Origin of the sequence: Methanoculleus sp. 10 (assembly GCF_913757945.1) — an archaeon.
Taxonomy (GTDB): domain Archaea; phylum Halobacteriota; class Methanomicrobia; order Methanomicrobiales; family Methanoculleaceae; genus Methanoculleus.
On sequence record NZ_CAJYDP010000003.1, the window covers coordinates 299,688 to 324,188 of the forward strand.

Below are 24,501 nucleotides of genomic sequence, written 5' to 3' on the forward strand. Positions count from 1 at the left end.
TTCGATGACTTATCAGTCTGTTTAAACCGGTTTTCTATCAGTATCTCTGTTTAACATTGTTTTTGCTATGTGCAGGAGGTTGGTAACTTCGGATCGAAGAATCATACCGGTTACAAGGGTGAACATGATCAGGTAGATGACGGTGCCGTACATCCAGTTATGAGTCAGCACAACCGTTGCCAGAAATACTCCAGAATATCCCCCGATCACTAGCAGCCATTTAATGACTTCTTGGTTATTCGTGGACGTGAAACGTCGAAGAGAGAACTCGTTAAGGAGGTACCACAGGAGTGAACTAATAACTGTCGTGATGGCGATGCTTGTGAGCGTCCCTAAGTAGGTAGCAGCAAGGAAGTAGAGCCCCGCTGCGCTGACGAGGGATAGCCCTGCTAAGATAAAGTATAGGCGCTGTTTCTTGTATGCCTTGAAGTAGTTGACGTGGAGAATCTGTGTTTGGCTAATGAGTCCCGTCATGCAGAGGAGGATTGCCATCAGGGGGAGACTTGCCGCGTAATTAGGGAGGTAAAATTTCACCCATGCTGTAAATGGAAAGTATGCAGTGAGTGCTCCGGCCCAGAAGATAATAATGGTCGGTTTGAATATGCGATATACCTGGGTCCGTATTTCAGATGACGATCCTGACAGATACGGGAAAAATACTTGTGATACCGCTTGGACGAACATTATGACGACCGTACACATAGACATTGCGAAGGTATATTGGGCAAACTGGGTTATGGAAAAGAAGGAGCTGACCGTCAGCCGATCGACGGTAACTAAGAGTACTGCGGTAAAGTTACCCAAGAGTACATAAATCCCGATGTTGATGTTCTCTTTGCCATAAGCTTTAACTGGTGTTCTCCAAGTTCCCGGTGGGAACAAACTGTCACGGAGATGTACAACGAACAGAACGAGAATGATAGAACCCGCTGCTATAGTTGCGAGGCACAGGTATCCATACCCAAAATTCCCGCTGACAAAAAGCCCGATAATCATCAGCAGGAGGAGAGCACCCTTGCTAGTATTAGCAATTGTCACCAATTTGAATTTTTTGGCTGCTTGGGCTGTAAAGATGAAAAATGTGAGCGCATTAGTAATTATAGCATTAACAAGCACTATGAGAGTTACCTCCAAAGTGGGGAAATCGAAAACGACCAGAATCAGCGCAAGTGTGCCGACAACTAGGAGTTGTTCTAAAAGAAGAAATTTGAACGCTGCTGGAATTTCTTGTTTAATCTCTTGAAAGTCCCTCCCCGCCCAGCGGACCAGCATGCCATCAAGAAACCCTAAATGAAGAACACCTCCATACGTTGCATAGAGGAGAAAGAGTTGCCAATAGCCATAATCTGCTGTGGAGAGATACTTGGGGATGATCAGGCTCTGGATGAGTCCGAAGGCAAGAAGAAACGCTTGACCGAGTGAGTAGATCAGGACATCGCCACCGAATGCGCGAAGGCTAAAGTTGTTATTCTTTTTCATATTTGATCCAAGATCTTGCTTATTACGTTTATGTAGTAGATACTGAGGGAGTACGGCAATCTAGGGGTGAATAGCCCGTGGCGCGGTGCTCCGATACTAGGGGCAATATCAAGTTGATATTCCGCTATTCTGTGATGGGCACAGGATCGACAATATCGAAAGTTCGGGATTGTAATGATCCAGCCCAATCGCCGTGTATGTGACTTGGAACATCTGATTTCACCTTAAATGATCGGGATTAAGGCATTCGGCATCCCTGTTTGTAAGATATTTTGAGACACTTACATATGTAAGTTATTTCCTGAAGATGTACTTGAACACTCGGATTCTTTATGTGAGTTATGGGGAGGCTGGGCTGAGGTGGAAACTGGAATCTTGAGGCCCCTGAGGTAAACTAGGCACTTTAAGGTGTTCATCGGGTTGGCTGTGCGTCAGGGTAAGTATCACCCAGTACGCATAGGGAGGTGATGAGATGCATTCTGGGTTTCGTGAAGTTACCCCTGCACAAGCAGATGTGAGCCTGCCGGCCGGAAGCTCTTATGCTCTTCTAAACCACCCTACAGTCTCGCGGAGCCCTTCATCGACCGTGTTGCGGGGAGAAAAGCCGAAGGCGTCCCTGGCCCGCGATATATCGGCAAGCGAATCACGCACATCCCCCGCTCTCGGAGGTCCGTAGAGCGGCCGGGCATGCATGCCGGTGATCCCACAGAGACAGGCAGCGTTTCGTTGAGGCTGATCCGGCGGCCGCCGGCGATATTAAAGACCCCGGGCATCGCCCTCCATCGCCTGGATGTTCGCCCGCACCACGTCGGCGACGAAGATGAAGTCGCGGGTCTGCTCCCCGTCGCCGTAGATGATCGGCGGTTTCCCGGCGAGCAGGCGGGTGACGAACTTCAGGATCACCGCCCGTGCTCGGAGTTCGGTCCTGCCGGGGACCGAAGACGTTGAAGTAGCGCAGGAAGGCCGTCCTGATGCCGTAGAGGTCGGAAAAGACCTTCCCGTAATGCTCGCCCGCGGTTTTGAGACCGCGTGGGGAGAGCGGCGTCGGCGCCATCGTCTCGTGTTTGGGGAAGACCGGGTCGTCGCCGTAGATCGCCGAGGTGGAAGCCGCCACAACCGTCGGGACGCCGCATTCCTTTGCGGCCCAGAGGACGTTCACGGTTCCGCCCACGTTCACCGCGTTCGTCTCCAGGGGTTTTTCCACGGAACGGGGCACTGACGGGATCGCCGCCTGGTGGAAGATGCCGTCCGCGCCGGGGAATGTCTCCATCAGGAGGTTGAGGTCAGTGATGCTCCCCTCAATGAACGTCACCCGGGGGTGATCCAGGAGGTGCTCGATGTTCTCCCGCCGGCCGGTGGCGAGGTTGTCGATGACGACGACGTCGTGGTGCTGTGCCAGTGTGTCTGCAAGGTTTGAGCCGATGAACCCGGCCCCGCCGGTGACGATGTAGCGCATGAGTAAGACTATGGTGGCGGGGGTGTTTAGGGTTTTCTGAATTGTATTCAGGACGTTTTTAGTATTAACTAATCAAAATTGGAGGATCTCCTAATTAGATGTGGGTTGTATAAAAATTAGCATGAAATGTTGATAGTATTGTCAAGTTCATAGATGACCCAATGTTTATAGTCCGTGGCGCCACTCTTTTTGAACCTTGAGCCCCCGATGCCTGCATGACCGCAATCCGTCAACTCGTGAAGCGAGAGGACCGGGGCAAGGGGGCTCGATCCCCGTTCTCACAATCCACGGCATGCACCGCGACACGAACGTAGAGGATGATGACCTCCTGCTCGGCATGGTTCACGGCATACACGATCCGGTAGTCTCCCACGCGGATCCGGTAGAGATGCTCTGCCCCGCTTAACTTGCGCACGCCAAACGGCAGAGGCGCCTCAGACAGAGTCTCTATGCTCTGAAGAATGCGTGGAATTACATCGCGCGGCAATGCCGCGATATCTCTCTCGACGCTTGCCTTGACCTGAATCGCGTATCCAGCCATTAGCGCCCGTACCGCTTTTTGAATTCCTCAAACCCTATGGCCGGTTCTTCGCGCCGCTCCGCTACAACAGCAAGGTCGTGAAGATCTTCCTGCAGTTGTTCGTACTCCTGCAGGGGAGGATCACCGCGACCCGGTTCCCGTGCTCATCGACAACATGCTGTTCTCCTGCTGTGCTCATTTGCTGCGAACCTCCTCACCTCCATATGGGTGCAGGAACTATCAATCTTCGTTCGCTCCGCCGTGGGGAGGGTCCTCAACCCTAACATGGATTCAGGATGCCGCCCCGGCGAGGTCATCTATGCCGGGGTCCCTCTTGACGATATCCGCGATGGCATCGTCTCCATCAACCCTCTATCTGGCGTTTAAGGAGTTCGTGGGCGATCTCCTGCGGCGCGGCCCCCCTGATTCACGAGGGGCACAGGGTCTGCTTCTTCTCCGGGGACGGTTCGATCAGCAATCATTATGACCGTGCGTTCACAAGTATTCGTTGTATGCTCCCGGTCAGGCGGCCGATCGTCCATGAATTCGCGGCAAAGGCGCGTGCGGCGTGCGGCGACGCAATAGAGGAGATCATCCTCTTCGGTTCCGTGGCGCGGGGAGACGATCGGCCGGACTCCGATATCGATATCCTCGTGATCACGTCTCGGGAGGACTTCCGCCTTCGTGAATACCTCGCCGGACTGGCGTTCGATATGCTCTCCGGCTCTCGGTCAAGGTCCTCTCGCGGGCGGATGTATGCAGGCGCACCGGGAGTACCCCTTCATCAGGCAGGTTCTTCATGACGGCGTGGCGGTTTAGCATCCCTTGAGATAAGTATTTGATTCCGCAGCGTTACATGATATCACTAGCATGAAAGTCAATTGCCTTATTGAAAAAGACGAGGACGGTTACTACTATGCCTCGGTTCCCTCTCTACCGGGATGCTTTACACAGGCAAAGACTTACGAAGAATTGATCGTACGGCTTGATGAGGCAATTTCACTCTACCTTGAAGTCAACGAATCGCCTGAACCTGATGAGTCGCGAGAGTTTGTGGGGGTTCAGGCAGTTGAAATTAGGTCCTGTGAAGGCTGAAAAGCAATAAAAGTGCTTGAAGAATCTGGCTTTTCCTTTGCCCGGCAGAGGGGCAGCCATGTCATTCTGCAGCACCTTGATGGAAGAAGTATCGTTATCCCCGTCCATCAGGGAGAAGAACTCGGGAGAGGGGTGCTACGAGCGATAATCCGGCAGGCAGGCCTCACCCGCGAGGAGTTTATGATGAGGCTACTGAAATATCGGTGAAGATAACGTTTATTCGTCCGACAGCGATGTCCTCTTCACTCTTCTGGATCGTCGCCATCGTCTCGGGGTTGCTCGAGATCTCGAGCGTCGAGATCCTCCCGCCGGACCATTGTCTCCTGTATCGATTTCAAGATAGAGTTCATCGATGGTGACGGCCGGGGTCATGACTGGTAGTCACCGTCAGCGCTATTAAAAGTATTTCGATGGGATCGGAGGCTGTTATGGGGATGGTTTTCCTCCCCGTATACGGCCGGGTTGATCGTAATCGATGCCGGCTCTCTCCTTGCTGAACTACCCGGGGAGAACCTGATCGGCGACCGCGTCGTGGGTCCGTTGCCTACACCCGGACGCCTTCGGCCAGTGCCTGGAGGATGAACGGGTTGCCGCTCCGGACCAGTTCGGTGAACTCTTCGTCGGTGTAGCAGATCGGTTCGACCGGGAGCTCGGTGAGATCGAGGATGGCTGCCGCCCGGCTTTGTGGAACCGCTCGCGAACGTCCCCGACGATGATCAGGTCGACATCGCTCCCCTCATGGAAGTCGCCGCGGGAAAACGACCCGTGCAGGATGACGGCGGAGATGCGCCGGCGTGCCCGGATCTCCCGGACAAGGTCCCGGACCTGCTCGATCACCGAAAGAGCGCTCGCCTCGCGGCAGTGCAGATCGAGTCCGCGTGCTCGATGCATTCCCCGGCATCCTCCTTATCGTAATACTCCGATGGTGTCAGGTTTCCCACGATGCTATCTGGATAACGTGCCATGATGTAGGCGCTATCGAGTACCTTCGCTCCGGCCTTCAGCTCCTGGAACGAGGGCTCGAATGCACCGACCTCTCTTATCAGTTCGTAGACCGAGTGCGTCAGGATCCTCCGGAATCCCCTGGCGTACAGCAAGGCTTTCAGGGCTTTCTCCGCGCTCTGCTGCGCCTGAAAACAGGCCCACTCAAAGTCGCCCGACCGGCAGCTGTTCCTTGCGCTGACGAGATCCCTCTCCCCCTGCCGCAGCCACCGCTCCGCTTCTCGCATATTCGCATCCATGGTCTCTGCCCGACGGTTACCATGAGTTGTCGCTCCGAAGATATAAGTGCGCCGCGGTTCTTCTCCCGGGGCGGGGGCCGGACCTCGTCATCGCCGATACTTTGAAGCCACGGATGCCGTCGCCGGTGAGGCGGTCTGTGCCCGGGCTCCCCTCGAGGATATCCACGACGCCGCCCCTCCGTCGGACGTTTGAGGGGTCGTGAGCGACTGCTCCGGTGTGGCCGGGAATCCCGTGGTTCAGGACGATCCCGGCAGGAACCGTCCCAGGGGGAGCACCCTCACGATCCGTGTGTGGGTCAGGATCGTATCGGCGTGGCGGACGATGTGGTTGTAGTCGCCGGAGACATAGGCAAGGTCAGGAACGGTCAGAGCGATATCGTGCGCATCGAGGACTACCGTGACGTCATCACTATCGGAGATATCCCGATTGAGAACCGCGGAGATGTCCGGGTAATAAGCGGTCCGCCTGTGCCATGCACAATTGGTTCTCACGATCTCCTGCCGCCGGACGACTTCGACCTCAAAGGCCTGCAGAGATTCCAACACCACGGCATCGGTCGTCCGGTTCGATTGGCCCGTTGCAACCACCCTGATCTCTGCAAGAATCTCTTGAAAGTGGTCGTCACCATCAAAATTGGCGGCGATCTGACTGAGGGGGCGGCCTCTCTTCAGGTTATAGATCACGCGCCGCAGTGCGCGTACAACAGCCTTTTGAATGGTCCTGACCTTTCCCATGCCGGTATTGCACAACCCGAAGCATTCACGCTGGACGGCGAAGCCGGAGTGGTTGGGCTCAGGGTCTTCGAACGCCAGAACTGCAGCCCTGCCCCAGTGATCGGTCGCATGAAAGATGTAGCCGATAATAACGTTTGAGTCGAGAAAATATGGCAATTGTCCTACATCTCCCTGGGGCGAGCCCGCACGCATTCGTCGCGCGCGTACGCCATGAGGCGGAGGACAATCGGATCGATGTCCCTGCTCTGGGTATCCTGCTCCAGGCGTCCCAGCGCTTCGTCGTGAGTGGTTTCGAACTCGCGGTCGTACAGGGGGAGTTCCTGTGCGAACGAGCGCTCCCACCGCTCGACGATCTCTTCGGGCACATTTTCGTTTTTTCGCACCCGTAAAAGACTGCAGAAGATCTCCCAGTACCTGTTTGAGAGCGCATCAAGCGGATCGCGAGTCTCAACGAAGAGCCGGGCGGTATCATCCCACGCGAGGTAGGTATCGAGGAGTTCGCTCATCTCATTCTCCGGGAACTGCTTGATCAGCGTATCCAGGTATCGAAGGATGTTTGAGGAGATCCGGCCGTACGCATAATCATAGACCCGCGGTTCGCCCGATAAGGAGACCAGGTAGTCCAGGTATTCTCTTTTGAAGGTCCTCTGATACCGGAACGGAGCGAGTTTGTATGCATCACCGACCAGCCTGCTGCCATATCCCTCCTCCCACCGGGTCCCGCTCCGGTATTTTCTCAGGATCTTTCGAATCTCCTGGAGAACCACCTGCTTTTCCCCGGTCATCAGTTCCTCGTCGTGAACGTGACGAAGAGGCACAGTCGCTCCGTCAGGCTGCAGGTACCCTCCATCAAGGGGGGTTCCGGTCTGCTCTTCAAATGTAATCGCCTCGATGAGGGGGCCGTGGAGGTACCAGCAGTAGGGCAGCCCGATATCGATCCCCTGCCCCAACAGGTTCTGGTGGAGCAGGAACAAGGTCTTGTAAAGATGGGTCTTGCGGAAGAACGGCTCCCCGGCAGGGTTTGCCTCTACGAGGAGAACCTCAACGGAGTATTTCAGCAGGGGATTTTTTGCCATTGAACTCACCGGGCACTTCTTTGGTTCGGGGATATTTCAGCGTATGGATTCTCCCTGTGGGCACGTACCCGTCCTTCCGGAGTAATATCGGGTTTTGCCACGTATTCTTCAAAGCGGCGGGCATCGTCGTCCTCCAGAGAGAAACCCGGTTCGATCTTTTGAGCCATATCGGGTCATCCCGCGTGGTTTTCGGGCGTGTTACGGTACACTGTACCTATCCAGTTAATATACGTTCGGGTACCTGCGTCTCATGGTTGGGCCTGCTCTCTTTGGGTAACGGCGAAGTATTCCCCCGCCGGTTCCTGCCGCTTGTGGGGCAGCACGTGAAGGATGTGGTGTCTGCCCTGATTCGGCATCCGCAACCCTGCATTCAAGTGAACTTGTGTCTCCATATTCTCATGCGGTATGCCTGAGCGGAGTGCAGACTGGATGGAGCAGGCGCGGCGGGATCTCGCCATGGCCGGGATACCGGGTTCTTCGAATGGGCTCGGTTCTCATTTCGCAGCAGGTTGCTGAAAAGGCGATAAAGGCCGTCTACCAGAGGTCGGGGGCGGTTCGCGTGGGGTCATTCTCCTCGATGGTCTCCGGGCAGCCGGCCGGGAGATCCCCGCCGACCTCTCTGGGATTGCACGCAGTCTCGACCGCAACTATATTCCGGACGGGTTTTCCCGGGGGAAACCGGCAGACTACTTCGCCCGGGAGGATGCAGTCAGTGGTGCGGAAAGAATCATTCAATTCTGTGACGGTCTTCTGGCTTGATACGGATCTCGTCCACGAACGGCTACGAGCGGCGGTGGAGAGGCTGGCATCCGACCAAAACGTCCTCCGCGTCGTCCTTTTTGGGTCGTTTGCCGGGGGGCGGGCTGTTCCCGGGAGCGATCTCGATATCATGATCGTCCTTGCACGCGATTGAACGGCCCCATCTTTCAAGCGGGTCTCCACGTACCTCACGTACTTCTCCGGGATCGGGATCGGCGCCGAGCTCTTCCCCCTTGCGAATCCCCTCGCCCGACGGGTGGCGGAAGGTTGACCGCAATCCGTCAACTCGTGAAGCGAGAGGACCGGGGCAAGGGGGCTCGATCCCCGTTCTCACAACCCGCGGTATGCACTACGACACGAACGTGGAGGATGATGACCTCCTGCTCGGCATGGTTCACGGCATACACGATCCGGTAGTCTCCCACGCGGATCCGGTAGAGATGCTCTGCCCCGCTTAACTTGCGCACGCCAAACGGCAGAGGCGCCTCAGACAGAGTCTCTATGCTCTGAAGAATGCGTGGAATTACATCGCGCGGCAATGCCGCGATATCTCTCTCGACGCTTGCCTTGACCTGGATCACGTATCCAGCCATTAGCGCCCGTACCGCTTTTTGAATTCCTCAAACCCTATGGCCGGTTCTTCGCGCCGCTCCGCTACAACAGCAAGGTCGTGAAGATCTTCCTGCAGTTGTTCGTACTCCTGCAGGGGGAGGATCACCGCGACCCGGTTCCCGTGCTCATCGACAACGTACTGTTCTCCTGCTGTACTCATTTGCTGCGAACCTCCTCACCTCCATATGGAGTGCAGGAACTATCAATCTTCGTTCGCTCCGCCGGGTGGGGAGGGTCCTCAACCCTAACATGGATTCAGGATGCCGCCCCGGCGAGGTCATCTATGCCGGGGTCCCTCTTGACGATATCCGCGATGGCATCGTCTCCATCAACCCCTCTATCTGGCGTTTAAGGAGTTCGTGGACGATTTCCTGCGGCGCACGGCCCCCTGATTCACGAGGGGCACAGGGTCTGCTTCTTCTCCGGGGACGGTTCGATCAGCAATCATTATGACCGTGCGTTCACAAGTATTCGCTGTATGCTCCCGGTCAGGCGGCCGATCGTCCATGAATTCGCGGCAAAGGCGCGTGCGGCGTGCGGCGACGCAATAGAGGAGATCCTGCTCTTCGGTTCCGTGGCACGGGGAGACGATCGGCCGGACTCCGATATCGATATCCTTGTGATCACGTCTGAAGAGGACTTTCGTCTTCGCGAATACCTCACCGGACTTGCTTTCGATCTGCTGATGCTCTCGGGTGAGCGGCTCTCGGTCAAGGTCCTCTCCCGGGCGGATGTATGCAAGCGCACCGGGAGTACCCTTTCATCAGGCATGTTTTTCGTGATGCCGTGGCGGTTTAGGGATGAGCGATCAGTCTCAACAGGTTCTGGCAGCACTTCTGATCAAGTCACGCCAGCGTCTCGAAGCCGCACGCCTCCTCTGGGTCGCGGCTTCGTTCCCACCTACACCCGGACGCCTTTGGCCAGTGCCTGGTGGATGAACTGGTTGGGGCTCCGGACCAGTTCGGCGAACTCTTCCTCGGTGTAGCAGAGCGGCTCGACCGGGAGATCGGTGAGATCGAGGATGGCTGCCGCCCGGCTTTGTGGAACCGCTCGCGAACGTCCCCGACGATGATCAGGTCGACATCGCTCCCCTCATGGAAGTCGCCGCGGGAAAACGACCCGTACAGGATGATGGTGGAGACGTGCTGGCGCGCCCCGGGCAAGGTCCCGGACCTGCTCGATCACCCAAAGAGCGTTCGCCTCACGGCACCGCAGATCGAGTCCGCGTACTCGATGCATTCCCCGGCATCCCTCTCGTCGTCGGTGAAGGCTTATTCATCTCCGATCTCTTCCAGCATCCGGGCGACTGTCCCCGCAAGGAGGGGAAGATATTGTTCGATGACATTCCAGACCCGCAGGGGATTGACGCTGAGGTACTGGTGCACGAGGATATTCCGAAATCCAGAGATGCCCCGCCAGTCGATCTCCGGATGGTTTACCTTCAGGCCTTCATCAAGGCGTTGCGTGGACTCGGCGAGAGTCTGGAGGTTTCGGAGGACAGCATCCTGTATCATCTCGTCAGCAAGAAACGCTTCCTTCCCGCCCTGAGTATACCTCGCAATTCGGTCGGTGCACTCCCTGATGTGAATCAGGTAGAGCATGGCGTCCTTCACAGCTGCACCGCCTCTGCCATCACCCGGTCCCTGATATACCAGTGCAGGGTTAGGGGCTCGGCAACATCGACGGGGATCCCGAGCAGTGTCTCCAGTTCCGATTTCAGGGCAACGAGGTCGAGGAGGCTCCGATCCGGTTCGAGGTCGATCAAGAGATCGAGGTCGCTCTCCGCTTCTGCCTCCCCACGCGCCACGGAACCGAAGATACGGACGTTGTGTGCGCCATGGCGTGCGGCGATCTCGCAGATCCGGTCCCGCTCGGTCATGACCCGCTCTAAGATCCCTGCCCCGTCTGTCATGCCCTCTCATTCAGGAGTATGGAGGACAACCCCCTTGAAACTTGCCATGCAATTCTGGTTCGGGTTGCCCGTCGCGACCACCCTGCTCTTCGCGAAGATTCTCGCAAGTGTGGTCGTTCCCATTAAGACCGGCGATGATCCGATCCGGGGTCCGGCCTCACCCGCGAGGAGTTCACGGCAAGACTGATGAATGATTAGCACAGCGAGTTATTTTTCGTGAGCTGCCCACCCTTACGGACGGGATCGTTCACACCCGGACGCCTTCGGCCAGTGCCTGGAGGATGAACGGGTTGCCGCTCCGGACCAGTTCGGTGAACTCTTCGTCGGTGTAGCAGATCGGTTCGACCGGGAGCTCGGTGAGATCGAGGATGGCTGCCGCCCGCTTGTGGAACCGCTCGCGAAAGTCCCCGACGACGATCAGGTCGACATCGCTCCCCTCATGGAAGTCGCCGCGGGAAAACGACCCGTGCAGGATGACGGCGGAGATGCGCCGGCGTGCCCGGATCTCCCGGACAAGGTCCCGGACCTGCTCGATCACCGAAAGAGCGCTCGCCTCGCGGCAGTGCAGATCGAGTCCGCGTGCTCGATGCATTCCCCGGCATCCTCCTTATCGTAATACTCCGATGGTGTCAGGTTTCCCACGATGCTATCTGGATAACGTGCCATGATGTAGGCGCTATCGAGTACCTTCGCTCCGGCCTTCAGCTCCTGGAACGAGGGCTCGAATGCACCGACCTCTCTTATCAGTTCGTAGACCGAGTGCGTCAGGATCCTCCGGAATCCCCTGGCGTACAGCAAGGCTTTCAGGGCTTTCTCCGCGCTCTGCTGCGCCTGAAAGCAGGCCCATTCAAAGTCGCCCGACCGGCAGCTGTTTCGCGCGCTGACAAGATCTCGCTCCCCCTGCCGCAGCCACCGCTCCGCTTCTCGCATATTCGCATCCATGGTCTCTGCCCGACGGTTACCATGAGTTGTCGCTCCGAAGATATAAGTGCGCCGCGGTTCTTCTCCCGGTCAACTTCCGGCCTCCCGGGGGCCGGACCTCGTCATCGCCGATACCCTGAGGCCACGGATGCCATCGCCGGTGAGGTCGTCTATGTATTGGGGTCTCCTTCCGCTTTGAGGATATCAGCGATGCCATCGCGCTCAGGGAAGCGACAGGGCAGATCCCCCGGGCGTCACCCGCCGGCGACCTGGAGATAGCCCCTCACGGGGTGGGTCCGAACCGCTCGGCCCGGCACGCAACCCTACATTCATATAACTGCGCCTCTATAACCCCTTACGATATGCCCGAGCGGAGTGCGGACTGGATGGAACTGGCCTGGCGGGGCCTCGCCATGGCCGGGCTGGCCCGGGATGCCGGGTTCTTTGAGTGGGCCTCTTTCATCTCCCAGCAGGCCGCTGAAAAAGCGATAAAGGCGGTTTACCAGAAGCATGGGGCGGTTGCATGGGGTCACTCCGTCCGCGATCTCCTCGAGGGTCTCCAGGCGGCCGGCCGGGAGGTCCCTGCCGACCTCTTTTCAGTTGCACGCAGTCTCGATCGCAACTATATCCCGGCACGCTACCCAAACGGGTTTTCCCGGGGGAAGCCGGCCGACTACTTCACCCGGGAGGATGCAGACGATGCAATCAACGGTGCGGAAAGAATCATTCGGTTCTGTGACGGTCTTCTGGCTTGATACGGATCTGGTCCGCGAACGGCTGCGAGCGGTGGTGGAGAGACTGGCAGATGACCCGAACGTCCTCCGTGTCATCCTCTTTGGATCGTTTGCCGAAGGAAGGGCCGTTCCCGGGAGCGATCTTGATGTCATGATCGTCCTTACACACGACGAGCGTCCTTTCCTTGAGCGTATCCCCGCGTATCTCACTTACTTCTCCGGTATCGGGATCGGCGTCGATCTCTTCCCCTACTCGGTGGGTGAACTTGCAAACCCCCTCGCCCGCCGGGCGATGGAGACGGGAACCCTGCTCTTCTCCCGGTGAAGCGGGAGGACCGGGGCAGCTCGCCCGAGGTCACAACCCACGACATACGTTGCGGCCCGGACGTAGAGAATTATGACCTCCTGCACTGCGTGGTCCACGGCGTATACGATCCGGTAGTCTCCCACGCGGATCCGGAAGAGATGCTCTGCCCCGCTTAACTTGCGCACGCCAAACGGCAGAGGCGTCTCGGATAAAGCCTCTATACTCTGGAAGATCCGTGGAAGTACATCGCGCGGCAATGCCGAGATATCTCTCTCGACGCTTGCTTTGACCCGGATCGCGTAGCCAGACATTACCGTCCGTGCCGCTTTTTGAATTCCTCAAATCTTATGGCCGGCTCTTCGCGCCGCTCCGCCACCACAGCAAGGTCGTGGAAGTCTTCCTGCAGTTGCTCGTACTCCTGCAGGGGGAGAATGACCGCGACCCGGAACGCGAGCTCATCGACAACGTGACTGGCTCTGCACTCAATGTTGCGAACCTCCTCACCTCTCTATGGTGTGCAGGAACTATCAATCTTCGTTCGCTCCGCCGGGTGGGGAGGGTTCTCATCCGCAGCCGGGAGCTCTCCGGGACCTTGAGAGAGGATCATGTGGGCCCCGGTCTGTACCGACCGCAGCCGGATGATCGGTTGGTGCGTCTCTTGCGCGCTCTTCGCCCGGATCAGATCCTGAACAGGGCGGCGAGCTTTGCATTGACACCCGGATCGGTTCCCCGGTTGCACAGTCCTACCCTGGCGACCGGCCGGGTTACGTGCCAGCGGACCGGCGAGGAGGGGGGCGGCGGTTCGGGGTCCCGGTTACATGCTCAGTACACACCGGGCGGGTGAGGTCATCGGGGGATAACCTCCCGGCAAGCCGGAGGCCTTCGTCCACCAGGGCGGTTATCGTGCAGGGGTGAAGAGGGCGGAGCGGGAAGACCCCGGACGCCTGTATCTTATAGTTATATTTACTTATACAACTAAAAATCACTCATGCCAGCGTGTAACCCGAGCACACACAGCCCCCAGCTCGACACGATCCGGATGGTCGAAGAGTTCATTCAGGAGCACAGCGGCGAATACAAACGGCGGGCCTTGTGGGAGAACCTGCCAAAGAAAATGATGTACCAGACGTTCAAGACGATCATCGAGTATCTTCTGGAGTCGGGGAAGATAGCAAGCGATTCGCGGGGGACAATCTGCTGGATTCACAACCCGGACCTCGTCCGGAAGTATGCAATGCGCGAAGACCTGCGGATCCGATGAAGTGCCGAATCTATTTTGCAGACGAGCAGGTGCGGGAGGCCTTCCTGGCTCTTCAGGCCTCCCAGGATCCCGGGGACCGTCGGTTAGCCGGGCTGCTGGATCAGGCTCTCGACAGAATCGCGGCAGATGCCTTCTGCGGGATCCAGGTGCCGAAGAAGTTGATTCCGAAAGACTACCACAAGAAATGCGGACCGCTGAAGAATCTCTGGAAGTATAATCTCACCCGATCGTGGCGGCTCATGTATACCGTAGTCCGCGACGGCGATATAAACGCGGTCATCATCGAGTGGCTGGACCACACCAACTATGATCGCCGGTTCGGGTACTGAGTGTTACCTCCCGGCAAATCTGCCGGGATGGGCCGATCGCCGGAGGGCGGGCCATGTCACCCGACGGGGTGACGTCAGGACCCCTTCAGGGTGACATCCCTAGCGGTATAGGGGTCCGGCTCCTCAGAGAGAGACGGAGAGCGACTGCCCGGAAAGTTTCATCATCGCTGTGGTCTCCCGGTGCGGAGTTCGTCGAGGTTTTCGGCGAGCGTCCGGGCGCTCTCCCTGACGTCCGCTTCGATACCGGTCATGCCGGCATGGCCGGACATACGGTCTGCAGGCACTCTTTGCCCGACGAGTCTCTCTTTTGCCGGCGAAGGTTGTCGGACAGCATCACCTCATCGAAGTTGTTGCTGTCTCCAGCAGGGGCAAGTTTCCTGGGTTCTTCGGGGTACTACGGGACTTACGAAGAAAGCAGGCAGAAGGCCCCCACTTCAGTGGGGGAACAGTCACCCTTGTAGTGAGGGTAACTCCTGACCCGGAATAGATGGGAAGATAAGGTCTCTTTATGCCGTAGAACCCTCGTGACGCAAATTCTACCCGGGAGCTTAGAATATGTTGCAACGATACATCGGTATCGTGTTCTTCTTTTTGGTTTTCAAGGTCCTGTGAAATCCGAATCGTTCATAAAAAGGTTCGGCATCGGGTTTGGCATCGACGGTGAGAACGCAACACCCGGAGTGTTTCGCCACTTCCGTCGCTATCGACCGTATCGCGGTTAACATGGCTCGCCCAATGTCTCTTCCTTCGTAATCCTGGTGTGTAGCAAACCGGGCGATCTTGATCGCAGGATAGTAGGAGTGGGCATACCAGTCTTTGTCGTCCTCAGGATCGATATCCTTCTTGATGATGCTGTCGTTTAGGAGTGAAAAATATCCTACACACTTCCCATCGTACAAGGCGAGATAGGTAACAGCGACATGAGCATCCTTCAGCGCGTCGGCGGTCAGGTAGTCGTTCAGTTCCTGTTGCCTGCAGGAAAAAGGCAGGAGGTCATGATCCGGGGCGAGGTGCTCGAAAGATATGTCCAATAGTGGTATCTTTGGTAATCTGGCGTCCGGGGTTGCCGGGAGGTTCCTGGAGGGCATCTCAATCGCGTTAAAATAGGCCGTAGCGGAGAGGTGTCAACGGATGGATTTTACCAGTTCCTCTCCGTGAGCACGTACCCACCGGGTCATCTCCCGCCCTTCCGGGGTGTCGTACCGGTCGGGGTCCGCCATGTACTTCTCAAAGCGGCGGGCGTCGTCGCCTTCCAGGTAGAGGCCTAACTCGATCTTTTGGGCCATGTCATCATCATCCCCGCAGGTTTTGGCGTGGTAAGGCGTACTTTCGACTTCCGTGTAGATATACGTTAGTACCGCGCTCGGCCCTGACATCCCTCGCGGTATAGAGGTCGGGCTCCCCGGAGAGAAAGACGGAGAGTTTCGTCATCGCCCGGGGAACCCCTTCGGCCACGAGCACCCTGGGTCGCGGCTTCGTTCCCACCTACACCCGGACGCCTTCGGCCAGTGCCTGGTGGATGAACGGGTTGGGACTCCGGACCAGTTCGGTGAACTCTTCCCCGGTGTAGCAGAGCGGCTCGACCGGGAGCTCGAGGATGGCTGCCGCCCGGCTTTGTGGAACCGCTCGCGAACGTCCCCGGCGACGATCAGGTCGACATCGCTCCCCTCGTGGAAGTCGCCGCGGGAAAACGACCCGTACAGGATGACGGCGGAGACGTGCCGGCGCACCCCGGGCAAGGTCCCGGACCTGCTCGATCACCCAAAGAGCGTTCGCCTCGCGGCAGTGCAGATCGAGTCCGCGTACTCGATGCATTCCCCGGTGTCCTCCCTGGCGTAGGGCGGCGTCAGGTTCCCCACGATGCTGTCCGGCGAGCGTGGTCATGATGCAGGCGCTGTCGAGTGCCTTCTCTCCTGCCGGGACCGATGACTCAAACGCACCGACCTCTCTCGTCAGTCCATAATGCAGAGATTCCGGGGTCTTTGCACTGCAATCTGATCCTTTGCTATCGTTCTGATACAAGCCTCTCCATCCGGTCAATGAACTGCTCCGTCAGGTCAAGAACACTCTCGATCTCGTCGGGGAGAGGCGCGGGACTGAACGAGTACTGGCTGTCCTCACGCCTCTTTCGCATCCTTGAGAAGAGCGATAGCCATCGGGCGTCGAGTTTCCCTGCGGAGACGTATGTGCCGAGATACTGTTCGAGGCAGTAGTGGCTCTTCTCCCGGATGCCGTCCGCAAAAGAACGGATCGGCCGGCGTGAAACCATGCGAAGTAGAGACCATTCATCGCCAGCCGGGTGGTGCCGATGGCCCCGGACTGCCGTGCCTCGTCAAGGTAGGCACGGGCGAGGGCGATCGACTGGCATGCCTTCTCGTATGAGGGCTCCACGGTCCGGAGTTTCCCGCCGGCAAAGCAGTCGTCAAGCGGTCGCAAAGTCAACACCCTCCATGGTTACGTGTCCTGTCGTCAAGGCCGTATAGAACGGCCGGTCGTGTTCTCGAAGATGTCGTACTCTATCGGGGGTGAGGATGAGGGTGTTGACTTCGCACCGGGTATGCATTGCGAGGGTCTGTTCAAGCTCCGCCGCCCGGATCTCGGTGTCGGAGCTCGCGGTATCGACGAGGACCCAGAGGTCGAGGTCGCTCTCCGTGGTGTTGGTGCCGCCGGCCCAGGACCCGTAGATCCCGACTCCCCGCGCCCATTCCGGTAGAACGATCGTGTCTTTGAGAAGATCGAGGTTGAGGAGGCGCTTGATAGCCGGCCACAGGGGCGTATCATCCCTATGAAATGCCCGGTTCTCCGGTCTGAGCAGCCCCTCCCTGGCGAGCATATTGAGGTAGCCGGAGACAAGCCCTTTGGAGACGCCGGTGGCGAGGGCGACTGTTCCGACCGTGGCCGATTGCCTGAGGCTGATGTGGCGGAGGATGCGGATGCGTTCTTCCGTCTTGAAGATCTCTGAGAGCATGATCCAGAGAGGTTGTTTGTGGTGGGGGGAGATGTTGTTTTCGATCCGTGAACATATTGTTCATGGAGCATGAACGCCGGCCGCACTCCGGCTGCCGCAGGATCGGGTCGATCACCTCTGTCTTGTGCTCATCTATGGGCCGAAAGCTCATGGCGGGCTCTGGAGAATGGGAATAATAGCATTATGCGGCAACGCCGCGGTGTCTCTCTGATCGCACCTGTCGCGAATCGCGTACCCCCCGCTCCCTGAACTCTATGGCCGGCTCTTCACGCCGCTCCGCCACCACAGCAAGGTCTATCCTTTGCTCGTACTCCTGCAGGGGGAGAATGACCGCGACCCGGAACGCGAGCTCATCGACAACGTGACTGGCTCTGCACTCAATGTTGCGAACCTCCTCATCTCTCTATGGTGTGCAGGAACCATCAATCTTCGTTCGCTCCGCCGGGTGGAGAAGGTCCTCATCTGCACCATGCTTGAGAGGGTGACCGATCACGGGTCCCCGTTTGTGTCGCTTGCAACCGGACGATCTCCCTGATGCATCTCTTCGCCTGCTCACCCTCTTTTGCTTCGGCACGGACGAATAATATCTACCTCTGCGGGGTTGAAGGGGCAGAGCGGGAGGGCTCCCTCCGCAAGGGGGGAGGTGAAAGCGGAGCCCCTTCTTCACTTTCACACCACACAGGTATTCTTTATGCCGGAGAGAGTCCCAGATGATCCTATCGTATGCTGCGGAGGTACCAGTACCGGCTCTATCCGACGAAGGATCAGGAACCCCTGATCGCCAAGCACCTCGGATGCTGCCGGTATGTGTACAACTGGGCGCTCGCCCGCAAGAACCGGGCATATCACAACGAGAGCCTCAGTCTCTCAAAGTACGACCTCATGCAGCAGCTCCCGGCTCTCAAAGAAGAGTTGCCGTGGCTGAAAGAGGTCAACGCCCAGTCCCTGCAGCAATCGATCCACAATCTCTCCCGTGCGTTCACGAACTTCTTCGAGGGTCGCGCCGAAGAACCGACCTTCAAAAAGAAGCACGACCCCGAACAGGCGTTCACGGTGCCGCAGTCGTATACCCTGGACTTCAAGCAGGGCACCGTGAAACTCCCGAAGATCGGAACGCTCAAAGTCAAGTATCACCGCACCTTCGTGGGGACGACGAAGTCCGCAACCGTCATCCGCAGATCGACCGGCCGGTACTTCATCAGCATCGTGGTCGAGGACGGCCGGAAGCCCCTGAAACCCGCCGATCCGATCCCGGATCAGACGGTCGGGATCGATATGGGGCTGAAACACTATGCTGTTTTCTCGACCGGGGAGAAAGTGGAGAACCCGAAGTATCTCCGGAACGCCCAGACGCGGCTCGCCGTCTTACAGCGACGACTCGACCGCAAGCAGAAGGGTTCCCGGAACCGGAACAAAGCCCGGCTCAAGGTTGCACGGTGTCACCAAAAAATTGCCGATCAACGAAAGGACTTCCAGCACCAGCTCTCTTCTCGACTGGTTCGCGAAAACCAAGCCCTGGCTGTGGAGTCCCTGAACGTGGACGGCATGGTGAAGAACCACTCTCTCGCGAGATCGATTAGTGATGCCGGATGGGGGACGTTCCTTTCGATGCTGGCGTACAAGTGTCGGGAGGCGGGGAAAACCCTGCTGAAGATCGGGGTCTTCGAGCCGTCTTCCAAGACCTGTTCGGTCTGCGGCTACCGGAAAGCCGATCTGACACTGAAGGATCGGGAATGGACGTGCCCGGACTGCGGCACGACCCACGACCGGGACCTGAACGCCGCGATCAATATCAAACAATTCGCACTTGCAGGCGCCGGATGAGCGCCGTCGAGCCTGTGGACTCGCTCCCGGTGGGGAGGGGGATGAAGCAGGAAGCCCCCTGCGTAAGCTGGGGGTAGTTCACGATCAGCGCAGATGCCACCACGGTCCACAGTTCATGTCGGCAAACACGTCACCGGCAGAAACATAATGTCATTGAAACGATTATCAATATCTATGACTCAGAGCGCAAGTCCAAATAATTCTGACATGGTGAGTATCCGTGTTAGCCGTGCGACCCAGGAGAAACTGAAGAAGCTGAAGAAGGGGAACATGACATACGATGATGTGATATCTCAGATGGTCGACGATGAGAATTGGGATGTTGAAAAACTGGATGCCGATCTAGATCTAATCGAGAAGAAGTCTAAGTTTTACTCCTTCGAAGAGGTATTCGAAGGTGCATAAACTAATCTTCAGTGAGGAAGCGCTCAAATACCTGTCGCAAATACCGAAAAAAGACCTGGTACATGTGAAAGATGTAATCTCTTTATGCCTTGGAGAATATCTGAAAAAGACAACTAAGCGGTGCAACAAGAAACTCCTCAAGGGTTCTAAGAAACACACGTATCGCCTTCACGTATCGATGACACACACCGCATTCTATCGTATTGATGACGAAAACAAGCGGGTCCTCATAGATGATGTGATGGGAATAAACCAGGCGCACAGCAGATACGGATTATACTGATTTTCTTTTCATGGCTACTGGCTCACCATCTTTGCAGCATATATTGGACTCAGGAATGTCTTCACCCATTTCTCCCGATAGGTTCTTTCCGCCGCCAGTTTCTCAAATGCCCGTGCAATCGTGGCAATCACGTGCTCATAGCCCGTGACGGACGTCGCCGAGACTTCCCCCGCTTGATCGCCCGCCAGACCTGCTCGATGGGACTCCGATCCGGTGAGTATGGCGGGAGATGTACGAGCCGGATTCCGTTGCCGGCGGCATACTGTCCGACCACGATGGCATGATGCGAGCTGAAGGTGTCGAGGACGAGTCGTTTGTCGGGATTCGCTCTCCTGTACTCTCTCAACACCTCCCGGTCATGACAGGTGGCCAGCGCTCTTACATGTGCTTCGACGGGGTCGGAGGCTGCTGTGTGAATAGTCTCCGTTCCCCTGCCGGGTCGATTGCAACCGATGCCGTGGAACTATCCGGGGAGAGCCAGATCGTCGGGATCCGTGCCTACACCCTGACACCTTCGGCCAGTGCCGGGTGGATGAACGGGCTGGGACTCCGGACCAGTTCGGCGAACTCTTCTTCGGTGTAGCAGATCGGTTCGACCCGGGAGATCGAGGATGGCCGCCGCCCGGCTTTGTGGAACCGCTCGTGAACGTCCCCGACGATGATCAGGTCGAGATCGCTCCCCTCGTGGAAGTCGCCATGGGAAAACGACCCGTACAGGATGATGGTGGAGACGTGCCGCCCCCCTATCCCCATAGAGCCTGCTCTCCTTGTCCGGGGTGAGGTACCTCATTTCCCGGAGAATGATACCATGATCTCTGCATGACCCGGCACCTGCTCAGCGCTGCAAAAGCAGCCACTTCCAGAGCGGGATATACCGGACCCTCCCTGCCACTCTCTGTGTATCCTTCGTGAGGAGGATACACTCCTGCACTTGCGTGCCGTACTGGTCCGCAAACTCAAGCAGCGCTCTCTCTTCCCTCTCGGGGAGAGCGTCCGTGTAGGAGACGTTGATGGCCGAGAGCGACTGGTCCGGGTTTTTGACGACGAAGTCGACTTCGCCTTTCTTCTTCCAGTAGTACACCTCATGACCTCGTTTCATAAGTTCGACAAAGACGAGATTTTCGGCGAGTCTTCCCTCGTCTTTCGAGAACCGGAACGAGACGGCGTTCCTGAGGCCGTTATCGATGCAGTAGATCTTTTTGTTGTTCCGGCTCTGCACCTTCAGCGAGTAACTGAAGTAGGGAACCTCGAAGAGGATCTTTGCCTGCTCTGCATAGTGGAGGTACTCCTTGACGGTCTCGATATCGATGCCGAGCATCTCCTGGAGGTTCCGGTAGGAGTAGGGGGAGGTTACGTTTGTCATGCAGTATGCGAGCAGATCGCCGAGCGCCTTCTGGTTGCGCACCTCGTTGACCCGCACGATGTCGCGGTAGACGATACTATCGTAGTATGCTCTGAGTTGATCACGCCGGATCGTCTCATCATCTGAAAGGACAACCTGCGGGAACCCCCCTTCCCTGAGGTACTCGCCGAGCAGGTTCAGGAACCGGTACTTCGCCGCCGCGAGCGCGACGGGATCGTGCGGCAGTTCTTCCCCCGAGAAGACCGCGTATTCCGCAAAATCGAGGGGGTAGACATGGACCGGGAGATATCGCCCGGAGATGAGCGTTGCGAGGTTTGAGTCGAGGAGGTAGGACGTCGAACCGGACACGATGAGAGAGTACTGTTTGCGGTCGTAGAGTGACTTCACCCACCGCTCCCATCCGTCGATCGTCTGGATCTCGTCGAGGATGATATACGCTGCATCGCCGCTGTAGACATCTCTCCGGTAGGTTTCAAGCAGGGTCTCAAGCGGGTTATCGAGGCGAGTCACCTCCGGTTCGTCGCAGTTGACGAAGAGTATCGACCGCGGATCGAGCCCGCGGTTGCGGATGAGGTCGTCGATGATCTGAAAGAGGAGCGTCGTCTTGCCCGAACGGCGCACCCCCGTCAGGACGACGATCTCGTTGGTCTTGAGGTACTTCTGTATCTTCGCAAAGTAGTTCTCCCGCCTGATGCCGGCTTCGAAGGGTTTATCGTTCCACCAGGGGTTGAGCGCGACCAGGAGATCGAGGACCGAGGGCATACATTTTGTTGGGTTATATTCCAACAAAAACGTTTGTTTTTGTCGGGTATAACCCGATCAACGTGGCGGCCGGCCTCACCCGCGAGGAGTTCATGACGAAGCTGCTGAAGTACCGGTAAAGGTAACGTTTACTCCAGATCGCCGAGAATCTCTCCGATTTGCCGGTGCAGAACAGGTATTTCCACTGTTGCCAGAGTCCAGACGTATTTCAAGTTCACGCCGGGATAATCGTGGATCAGCCGATCCCGGAGCCCCGAGATCTTTCTCCAGGGAATCTCCGGGTGTTCGTTTCGGAAATCATCCGGAACATGCTTTGCCGCTTCACCGATAATCTCAAAAAATCTGATGATACCCGCGTTGTATAGTGCATCCTCCAGAAACTCCTCATAACTCATTCGTCCGGTCGCCTTCATGATATTTTCAGATTGCTCGTACATATCCGTAAGATACGATCGCAACCGGGTCATGCCGTACCTCGCTCGCGTGCACAGAAAATAGCCTCCGTCATCACACTCGCACGGAACCTCTCACTCATCCACTCTTCGGGGACCAGATCTACTTTCCTCTGAAAAAGACCCTCAAGAAAATCCCCTAAATCCAATAGATTGTCATACGTGTCCATTTCCGGACGGAATGAGTATATGACGTCCAGATCCGATTCCGGTGTGTCCTCTCCACGCGACACGGAGCCGAAGATACCGATCGTTTTAATGCCGTATCTCTCCCGGAGGACAGGAAGCTCACGCTCAAGGAGGGCCAGAACTTGCGACTTGATGGATTGATATTCTTTCACCCTCGTTCACCTCCGGGACTTACCGATGATAGTTCTTTGCCATCACAGGATATGAGGTTTTGCCGGTTAGGGGTTGGCCTTGGATCGCGCCGGTTGATCCAGTAGATGATACGGGTTTTTACCCGGCAGAGGGGCAGCCACATCATTCTGCAGCACTCTGATGGAAGAGGTATCGTTGTCCACCAGGGAGAAGAACTTGGGAGAGGGATATTACGAGCGATCATCCGGCAGGCAGGCCTCACCCGCGAGGAGGTTATGGAGGGTTTTAGCGGTTTCATGAAGGTTATCGTGCCTGTTCAGGAGTGCGATCCAGCAAGCCGAATCGACAAAACACCTGTCATTACTCGTGAGCAACCCGTTTCGGCGATCCGTAGAGATAGTGGTCGTGCTCCGCTGCAAGGTCGGGGATATGGGTGTCTACGGCAAGCGACGCGATCTCGAAGGCGGGATCCTTGTCGGGCTCTTCCGGGGAGAGGTGTACTGTGATGGTGTATTTCTTGCTTCGAGATCGATGGGGCCGGACGGCCGGAAGACCGAGCCGTCAAACAGGACTTTTGTCATTCGAAGACCGCCTGCTGCACCGGAGGTTGATCCGGCCGTCCAGCGTCCAGATGCTTACCCGGTTCCGACCGAGGGAGAGTACCCGGGCATCGTAACAGATGGCCCCGTGCTCCCGGAACGAGATCTCGGTGAGAGACTTCAAGAGTTTGCCGAGAGCGGCGAGCATCTTGTTCTGCTCCTTGATCGCCTCCCGGGTGCTCCGATAACTCCCGGCAACCTTGCGGAGGGCAAGAATGGTCATCTGTGCCGAGAGCCCGAAGGTCCCCCGGATACGATGATACCGTCTGGCCTGGAGCCCACGGTCAGAGAACTGCCCCTCAGAAAAGGCAACCGGCGAGGCGGCGTTGCAGGCCGCATTGTACCGCTCCATCGTGGCGAACAGCAGCCGTCGTTCGTCGGGAGACGCAAACAACCGCAACTCAGTCACCGATTGCATACGCCGTCTCGATTGGCGCTCGCCCGGTATAAAGAATACCCCCGCGAGGTGAACGTGTATCGGGATATGTGGAGGGCCGATTCCTCCCACGACTCAAGTCGCGGGAATCCTCAGCCCATTATTTTGAACGGAGCCCTGACAAAATCGTTATATCTTATGGCAACCTATGGGTAGTTATGGCAACGACGATCCAGCTCCAACCCGAGACCAAGTCCCGCCTGGATACCCTGAAAACGCATCCTCGGGAGAGTTATGACGAGACACTCAATCGTATCCTGGACGCGTTCTTCGATCCGGAACCGCTCTCCGAAGAGACCCTGCAGGAGATCGAAGAAAGCATTGCGGACATGCGGGCCGGTCGGGGTCGCCCCTTCGAAGAGTATGCTCGGGAACGTGGCCTTAAATGATCTGGCGGCTTCACCTCCTGCCAGGGGCCGAGCGGAAACTCAATAAACTCCCGGACCTTGATGCCCAACGAATCAAGGACGAACTCGACGCCCTGGCAGACGAGCCGTACCCTCGCCTGTACGCCAAAAAACTGAAAGGACATCCGAATAGTCCGTTGTATTCTTTTCGTGTGGGACAGTACCGGATCATTCTTGTGTTCGAGGACAATGTGATGGTTATTGCCGTGATCGATGTCGGCAACCGGAGCAACGTCTATCGGAA

Annotated in this window: 41 protein-coding genes and 2 pseudogenes; 16 read left to right on the forward strand and 27 right to left on the reverse strand. The window is 57.1% G+C overall.

Going from position 1 to position 24,501, the window contains the following annotated elements; all coding sequences use genetic code 11:
• Window positions 1–21: 21 nt before the first annotated feature.
• The 4 genes and pseudogenes from QZ408_RS05065 to QZ408_RS14840 form a co-directional block, all read right to left on the reverse strand.
• On the reverse strand, window positions 22–1,479 hold the full coding sequence (locus tag QZ408_RS05065) for a hypothetical protein (RefSeq protein WP_292490122.1): 1,458 nt from the start codon (window positions 1,477–1,479) through the stop codon (window positions 22–24).
• 756 nt (window positions 1,480–2,235) lie between these two features.
• A complete protein-coding gene (locus QZ408_RS14830; RefSeq protein ID WP_365995591.1) occupies window positions 2,236–2,382 on the reverse strand; it encodes an NAD-dependent epimerase/dehydratase family protein in 147 nt (48 codons plus the stop codon).
• Window positions 2,383–2,455: 73 nt separating this feature from the next.
• A pseudogene (locus QZ408_RS14835) lies at window positions 2,456–2,935 on the reverse strand (NAD-dependent epimerase/dehydratase family protein); the annotation flags it as partial.
• 229 nt (window positions 2,936–3,164) lie between these two features.
• Window positions 3,165–3,476 (reverse strand): type II toxin-antitoxin system RelE/ParE family toxin, encoded by a 312-nt coding sequence (locus QZ408_RS14840; RefSeq protein WP_365995567.1) that lies wholly within the window; start codon window positions 3,474–3,476, stop codon window positions 3,165–3,167.
• Between the two features lie 491 nt (window positions 3,477–3,967).
• On the opposite strand from QZ408_RS14840, the gene QZ408_RS05075 reads away from it, so the two are divergent.
• From QZ408_RS05075 to QZ408_RS05090, 4 genes are all read left to right on the forward strand, one after another.
• Complete coding sequence (locus QZ408_RS05075; protein ID WP_292490123.1) at window positions 3,968–4,258, forward strand: nucleotidyltransferase domain-containing protein; 291 nt, start codon at window positions 3,968–3,970, stop codon at window positions 4,256–4,258.
• 67 nt (window positions 4,259–4,325) lie between these two features.
• Entirely contained in the window at window positions 4,326–4,550 is a 225-nt protein-coding gene (locus QZ408_RS05080) for a type II toxin-antitoxin system HicB family antitoxin (RefSeq protein WP_292490124.1), read from the forward strand.
• Between the two features lie 12 nt (window positions 4,551–4,562).
• Window positions 4,563–4,757, forward strand: a complete 195-nt coding sequence (locus QZ408_RS05085) for a type II toxin-antitoxin system HicA family toxin (RefSeq protein ID WP_292490125.1) — start codon at window positions 4,563–4,565, stop codon at window positions 4,755–4,757.
• A complete protein-coding gene (locus QZ408_RS05090; RefSeq protein WP_292490126.1) occupies window positions 4,754–4,909 on the forward strand; it encodes a hypothetical protein in 156 nt (51 codons plus the stop codon). Before QZ408_RS05085 ends, QZ408_RS05090 begins: the two co-directional genes overlap by 4 nt.
• Window positions 4,910–5,048: 139 nt before the next feature.
• Here the strand turns inward: QZ408_RS05090 and QZ408_RS05095 are convergent, their stop codons facing one another.
• From QZ408_RS05095 to QZ408_RS05110, 4 genes are all read right to left on the reverse strand, one after another.
• Window positions 5,049–5,441, reverse strand: a complete 393-nt coding sequence (locus tag QZ408_RS05095; protein WP_292490127.1) for a nucleotidyltransferase domain-containing protein — start codon at window positions 5,439–5,441, stop codon at window positions 5,049–5,051.
• On the reverse strand, window positions 5,384–5,779 hold the full coding sequence (locus QZ408_RS05100; protein ID WP_292490128.1) for a HEPN domain-containing protein: 396 nt from the start codon (window positions 5,777–5,779) through the stop codon (window positions 5,384–5,386). Before QZ408_RS05100 ends, QZ408_RS05095 begins: the two co-directional genes overlap by 58 nt.
• 249 nt (window positions 5,780–6,028) lie before the next feature.
• Window positions 6,029–6,682, reverse strand: coding sequence for a hypothetical protein (locus tag QZ408_RS05105; protein WP_292490129.1), 654 nt, complete (start codon window positions 6,680–6,682; stop codon window positions 6,029–6,031).
• Window positions 6,683–6,687: 5 nt separating this feature from the next.
• Window positions 6,688–7,602 (reverse strand): hypothetical protein, encoded by a 915-nt coding sequence (locus QZ408_RS05110; RefSeq protein WP_292490130.1) that lies wholly within the window; start codon window positions 7,600–7,602, stop codon window positions 6,688–6,690.
• Window positions 7,603–8,314: 712 nt separating this feature from the next.
• On the opposite strand from QZ408_RS05110, the gene QZ408_RS05115 reads away from it, so the two are divergent.
• A complete protein-coding gene (locus QZ408_RS05115; RefSeq protein WP_292490131.1) occupies window positions 8,315–8,515 on the forward strand; it encodes a nucleotidyltransferase domain-containing protein in 201 nt (66 codons plus the stop codon).
• 127 nt (window positions 8,516–8,642) lie between these two features.
• Here QZ408_RS05115 and QZ408_RS14845 read toward each other — a convergent pair whose 3' ends face one another.
• Both QZ408_RS14845 and QZ408_RS05120 read right to left on the reverse strand, forming a co-directional pair.
• Complete coding sequence (locus tag QZ408_RS14845) at window positions 8,643–8,954, reverse strand: type II toxin-antitoxin system RelE/ParE family toxin (protein ID WP_365995572.1); 312 nt, start codon at window positions 8,952–8,954, stop codon at window positions 8,643–8,645.
• Complete coding sequence (locus QZ408_RS05120; RefSeq protein ID WP_292490132.1) at window positions 8,954–9,133, reverse strand: type II toxin-antitoxin system prevent-host-death family antitoxin; 180 nt, start codon at window positions 9,131–9,133, stop codon at window positions 8,954–8,956. Before QZ408_RS05120 ends, QZ408_RS14845 begins: the two co-directional genes overlap by 1 nt.
• 318 nt (window positions 9,134–9,451) lie before the next feature.
• Here QZ408_RS05120 and QZ408_RS05125 point away from each other — a divergent pair, with 318 nt between their 5' ends.
• On the forward strand, window positions 9,452–9,958 hold the full coding sequence (locus QZ408_RS05125; RefSeq protein WP_292490133.1) for a nucleotidyltransferase domain-containing protein: 507 nt from the start codon (window positions 9,452–9,454) through the stop codon (window positions 9,956–9,958).
• Between the two features lie 94 nt (window positions 9,959–10,052).
• Here the strand turns inward: QZ408_RS05125 and QZ408_RS05130 are convergent.
• The 5 genes and pseudogenes from QZ408_RS05130 to QZ408_RS05150 form a co-directional block, all read right to left on the reverse strand.
• A pseudogene (locus tag QZ408_RS05130) lies at window positions 10,053–10,136 on the reverse strand (nucleotidyltransferase domain-containing protein); the annotation flags it as partial.
• Window positions 10,137–10,244: 108 nt separating this feature from the next.
• A complete protein-coding gene (locus tag QZ408_RS05135) occupies window positions 10,245–10,586 on the reverse strand; it encodes a HepT-like ribonuclease domain-containing protein (protein ID WP_292490134.1) in 342 nt (113 codons plus the stop codon).
• On the reverse strand, window positions 10,583–10,885 hold the full coding sequence (locus QZ408_RS05140) for a nucleotidyltransferase family protein (RefSeq protein WP_292490135.1): 303 nt from the start codon (window positions 10,883–10,885) through the stop codon (window positions 10,583–10,585). Before QZ408_RS05140 ends, QZ408_RS05135 begins: the two co-directional genes overlap by 4 nt.
• Before the next feature lie 247 nt (window positions 10,886–11,132).
• Complete coding sequence (locus QZ408_RS05145; RefSeq protein WP_292490136.1) at window positions 11,133–11,477, reverse strand: nucleotidyltransferase domain-containing protein; 345 nt, start codon at window positions 11,475–11,477, stop codon at window positions 11,133–11,135.
• Entirely contained in the window at window positions 11,420–11,815 is a 396-nt protein-coding gene (locus QZ408_RS05150) for a HEPN domain-containing protein (RefSeq protein ID WP_292490128.1), read from the reverse strand. The genes QZ408_RS05145 and QZ408_RS05150 overlap by 58 nt, the downstream gene beginning before the upstream one ends.
• A gap of 353 nt (window positions 11,816–12,168) precedes the next feature.
• Between QZ408_RS05150 and QZ408_RS05155 the strand changes: the two genes are divergently transcribed.
• Complete coding sequence (locus tag QZ408_RS05155) at window positions 12,169–12,561, forward strand: HEPN domain-containing protein (RefSeq protein WP_292490137.1); 393 nt, start codon at window positions 12,169–12,171, stop codon at window positions 12,559–12,561.
• Entirely contained in the window at window positions 12,542–12,865 is a 324-nt protein-coding gene (locus QZ408_RS05160) for a nucleotidyltransferase domain-containing protein (protein WP_292490138.1), read from the forward strand. The genes QZ408_RS05155 and QZ408_RS05160 overlap by 20 nt, the downstream gene beginning before the upstream one ends.
• On the opposite strand, the gene QZ408_RS14850 is transcribed toward QZ408_RS05160, so the two are convergent.
• A complete protein-coding gene (locus QZ408_RS14850) occupies window positions 12,790–13,158 on the reverse strand; it encodes a type II toxin-antitoxin system RelE/ParE family toxin (protein WP_365995577.1) in 369 nt (122 codons plus the stop codon). The two genes, QZ408_RS05160 and QZ408_RS14850, sit on opposite strands and share 76 nt — an antisense overlap.
• Window positions 13,159–13,835: 677 nt before the next feature.
• Between QZ408_RS14850 and QZ408_RS05165 the strand changes: the two genes are divergently transcribed.
• On the forward strand, window positions 13,836–14,108 hold the full coding sequence (locus tag QZ408_RS05165) for a hypothetical protein (RefSeq protein ID WP_292490139.1): 273 nt from the start codon (window positions 13,836–13,838) through the stop codon (window positions 14,106–14,108).
• Window positions 14,105–14,437: a hypothetical protein gene (locus tag QZ408_RS05170; protein WP_292490140.1), complete on the forward strand. Its 333-nt coding sequence runs from the start codon at window positions 14,105–14,107 to the stop codon at window positions 14,435–14,437. The genes QZ408_RS05165 and QZ408_RS05170 overlap by 4 nt, the downstream gene beginning before the upstream one ends.
• 548 nt (window positions 14,438–14,985) lie before the next feature.
• Here QZ408_RS05170 and QZ408_RS05175 read toward each other — a convergent pair.
• From QZ408_RS05175 to QZ408_RS05195, 5 genes are all read right to left on the reverse strand, one after another.
• Entirely contained in the window at window positions 14,986–15,525 is a 540-nt protein-coding gene (locus tag QZ408_RS05175) for a GNAT family N-acetyltransferase (protein WP_292490141.1), read from the reverse strand.
• A 36-nt stretch (window positions 15,526–15,561) separates the two neighbouring features.
• Complete coding sequence (locus QZ408_RS05180) at window positions 15,562–15,723, reverse strand: hypothetical protein (RefSeq protein WP_292490142.1); 162 nt, start codon at window positions 15,721–15,723, stop codon at window positions 15,562–15,564.
• Between the two features lie 141 nt (window positions 15,724–15,864).
• Window positions 15,865–16,167 carry a nucleotidyltransferase domain-containing protein gene (locus tag QZ408_RS05185; protein WP_292490164.1) on the reverse strand — a complete coding sequence of 101 codons (303 nt, stop codon included), beginning with the start codon at window positions 16,165–16,167 and terminating at the stop codon, window positions 15,865–15,867.
• Window positions 16,168–16,442: 275 nt separating this feature from the next.
• Window positions 16,443–16,706: a hypothetical protein gene (locus QZ408_RS05190; RefSeq protein WP_292490143.1), complete on the reverse strand. Its 264-nt coding sequence runs from the start codon at window positions 16,704–16,706 to the stop codon at window positions 16,443–16,445.
• 153 nt (window positions 16,707–16,859) lie between these two features.
• A complete protein-coding gene (locus QZ408_RS05195; protein WP_292490144.1) occupies window positions 16,860–17,405 on the reverse strand; it encodes a nucleotidyltransferase domain-containing protein in 546 nt (181 codons plus the stop codon).
• Window positions 17,406–17,706: 301 nt separating this feature from the next.
• On the opposite strand from QZ408_RS05195, the gene QZ408_RS05200 reads away from it, so the two are divergent.
• From QZ408_RS05200 to QZ408_RS05210, 3 genes are all read left to right on the forward strand, one after another.
• A complete protein-coding gene (locus QZ408_RS05200; protein WP_292490145.1) occupies window positions 17,707–17,940 on the forward strand; it encodes a hypothetical protein in 234 nt (77 codons plus the stop codon).
• Between the two features lie 188 nt (window positions 17,941–18,128).
• Window positions 18,129–19,229, forward strand: a complete 1,101-nt coding sequence (tnpB, locus tag QZ408_RS05205) for an IS200/IS605 family element RNA-guided endonuclease TnpB (protein ID WP_292490146.1) — start codon at window positions 18,129–18,131, stop codon at window positions 19,227–19,229.
• A gap of 174 nt (window positions 19,230–19,403) precedes the next feature.
• The gene (locus tag QZ408_RS05210) at window positions 19,404–19,634 is read left to right on the forward strand and encodes a hypothetical protein (RefSeq protein ID WP_292490147.1); all 231 of its coding nucleotides are present in this window, start codon (window positions 19,404–19,406) and stop codon (window positions 19,632–19,634) included.
• A 410-nt stretch (window positions 19,635–20,044) separates the two neighbouring features.
• Here the strand turns inward: QZ408_RS05210 and QZ408_RS14855 are convergent, their stop codons facing one another.
• The 5 genes from QZ408_RS14855 to QZ408_RS05230 all read right to left on the reverse strand — a co-directional run bounded on the left by QZ408_RS14855 (window position 20,045) and on the right by QZ408_RS05230 (window position 22,835).
• A complete protein-coding gene (locus tag QZ408_RS14855; protein WP_365995593.1) occupies window positions 20,045–20,371 on the reverse strand; it encodes a transposase in 327 nt (108 codons plus the stop codon).
• A 44-nt stretch (window positions 20,372–20,415) separates the two neighbouring features.
• Complete coding sequence (locus QZ408_RS05215; protein WP_292490148.1) at window positions 20,416–20,670, reverse strand: nucleotidyltransferase domain-containing protein; 255 nt, start codon at window positions 20,668–20,670, stop codon at window positions 20,416–20,418.
• Window positions 20,671–20,752: 82 nt separating this feature from the next.
• Window positions 20,753–22,042, reverse strand: coding sequence for an ATP-binding protein (locus QZ408_RS05220; RefSeq protein ID WP_292490149.1), 1,290 nt, complete (start codon window positions 22,040–22,042; stop codon window positions 20,753–20,755).
• 128 nt (window positions 22,043–22,170) lie between these two features.
• Entirely contained in the window at window positions 22,171–22,509 is a 339-nt protein-coding gene (locus QZ408_RS05225) for a DUF86 domain-containing protein (protein ID WP_365995582.1), read from the reverse strand.
• On the reverse strand, window positions 22,506–22,835 hold the full coding sequence (locus QZ408_RS05230; RefSeq protein ID WP_261597891.1) for a nucleotidyltransferase family protein: 330 nt from the start codon (window positions 22,833–22,835) through the stop codon (window positions 22,506–22,508). The genes QZ408_RS05225 and QZ408_RS05230 overlap by 4 nt, the downstream gene beginning before the upstream one ends.
• Before the next feature lie 105 nt (window positions 22,836–22,940).
• Between QZ408_RS05230 and QZ408_RS05235 the strand changes: the two genes are divergently transcribed.
• A complete protein-coding gene (locus tag QZ408_RS05235; protein ID WP_082070463.1) occupies window positions 22,941–23,321 on the forward strand; it encodes a type II toxin-antitoxin system HicA family toxin in 381 nt (126 codons plus the stop codon).
• Window positions 23,322–23,376: 55 nt separating this feature from the next.
• Here the strand turns inward: QZ408_RS05235 and QZ408_RS05240 are convergent, their stop codons facing one another.
• Window positions 23,377–23,832 (reverse strand): hypothetical protein, encoded by a 456-nt coding sequence (locus tag QZ408_RS05240; protein WP_261597892.1) that lies wholly within the window; start codon window positions 23,830–23,832, stop codon window positions 23,377–23,379.
• A 176-nt stretch (window positions 23,833–24,008) separates the two neighbouring features.
• On the opposite strand from QZ408_RS05240, the gene QZ408_RS05245 reads away from it, so the two are divergent.
• Together QZ408_RS05245 and QZ408_RS05250 are read left to right on the forward strand one after the other, a co-directional pair.
• Window positions 24,009–24,239: a hypothetical protein gene (locus QZ408_RS05245; protein ID WP_014868006.1), complete on the forward strand. Its 231-nt coding sequence runs from the start codon at window positions 24,009–24,011 to the stop codon at window positions 24,237–24,239.
• A partial coding sequence (locus QZ408_RS05250) for a type II toxin-antitoxin system RelE/ParE family toxin (protein WP_292490151.1) occupies window positions 24,236–24,501 on the forward strand: 266 nt, incomplete at its 3' end. The genes QZ408_RS05245 and QZ408_RS05250, both read left to right, overlap by 4 nt.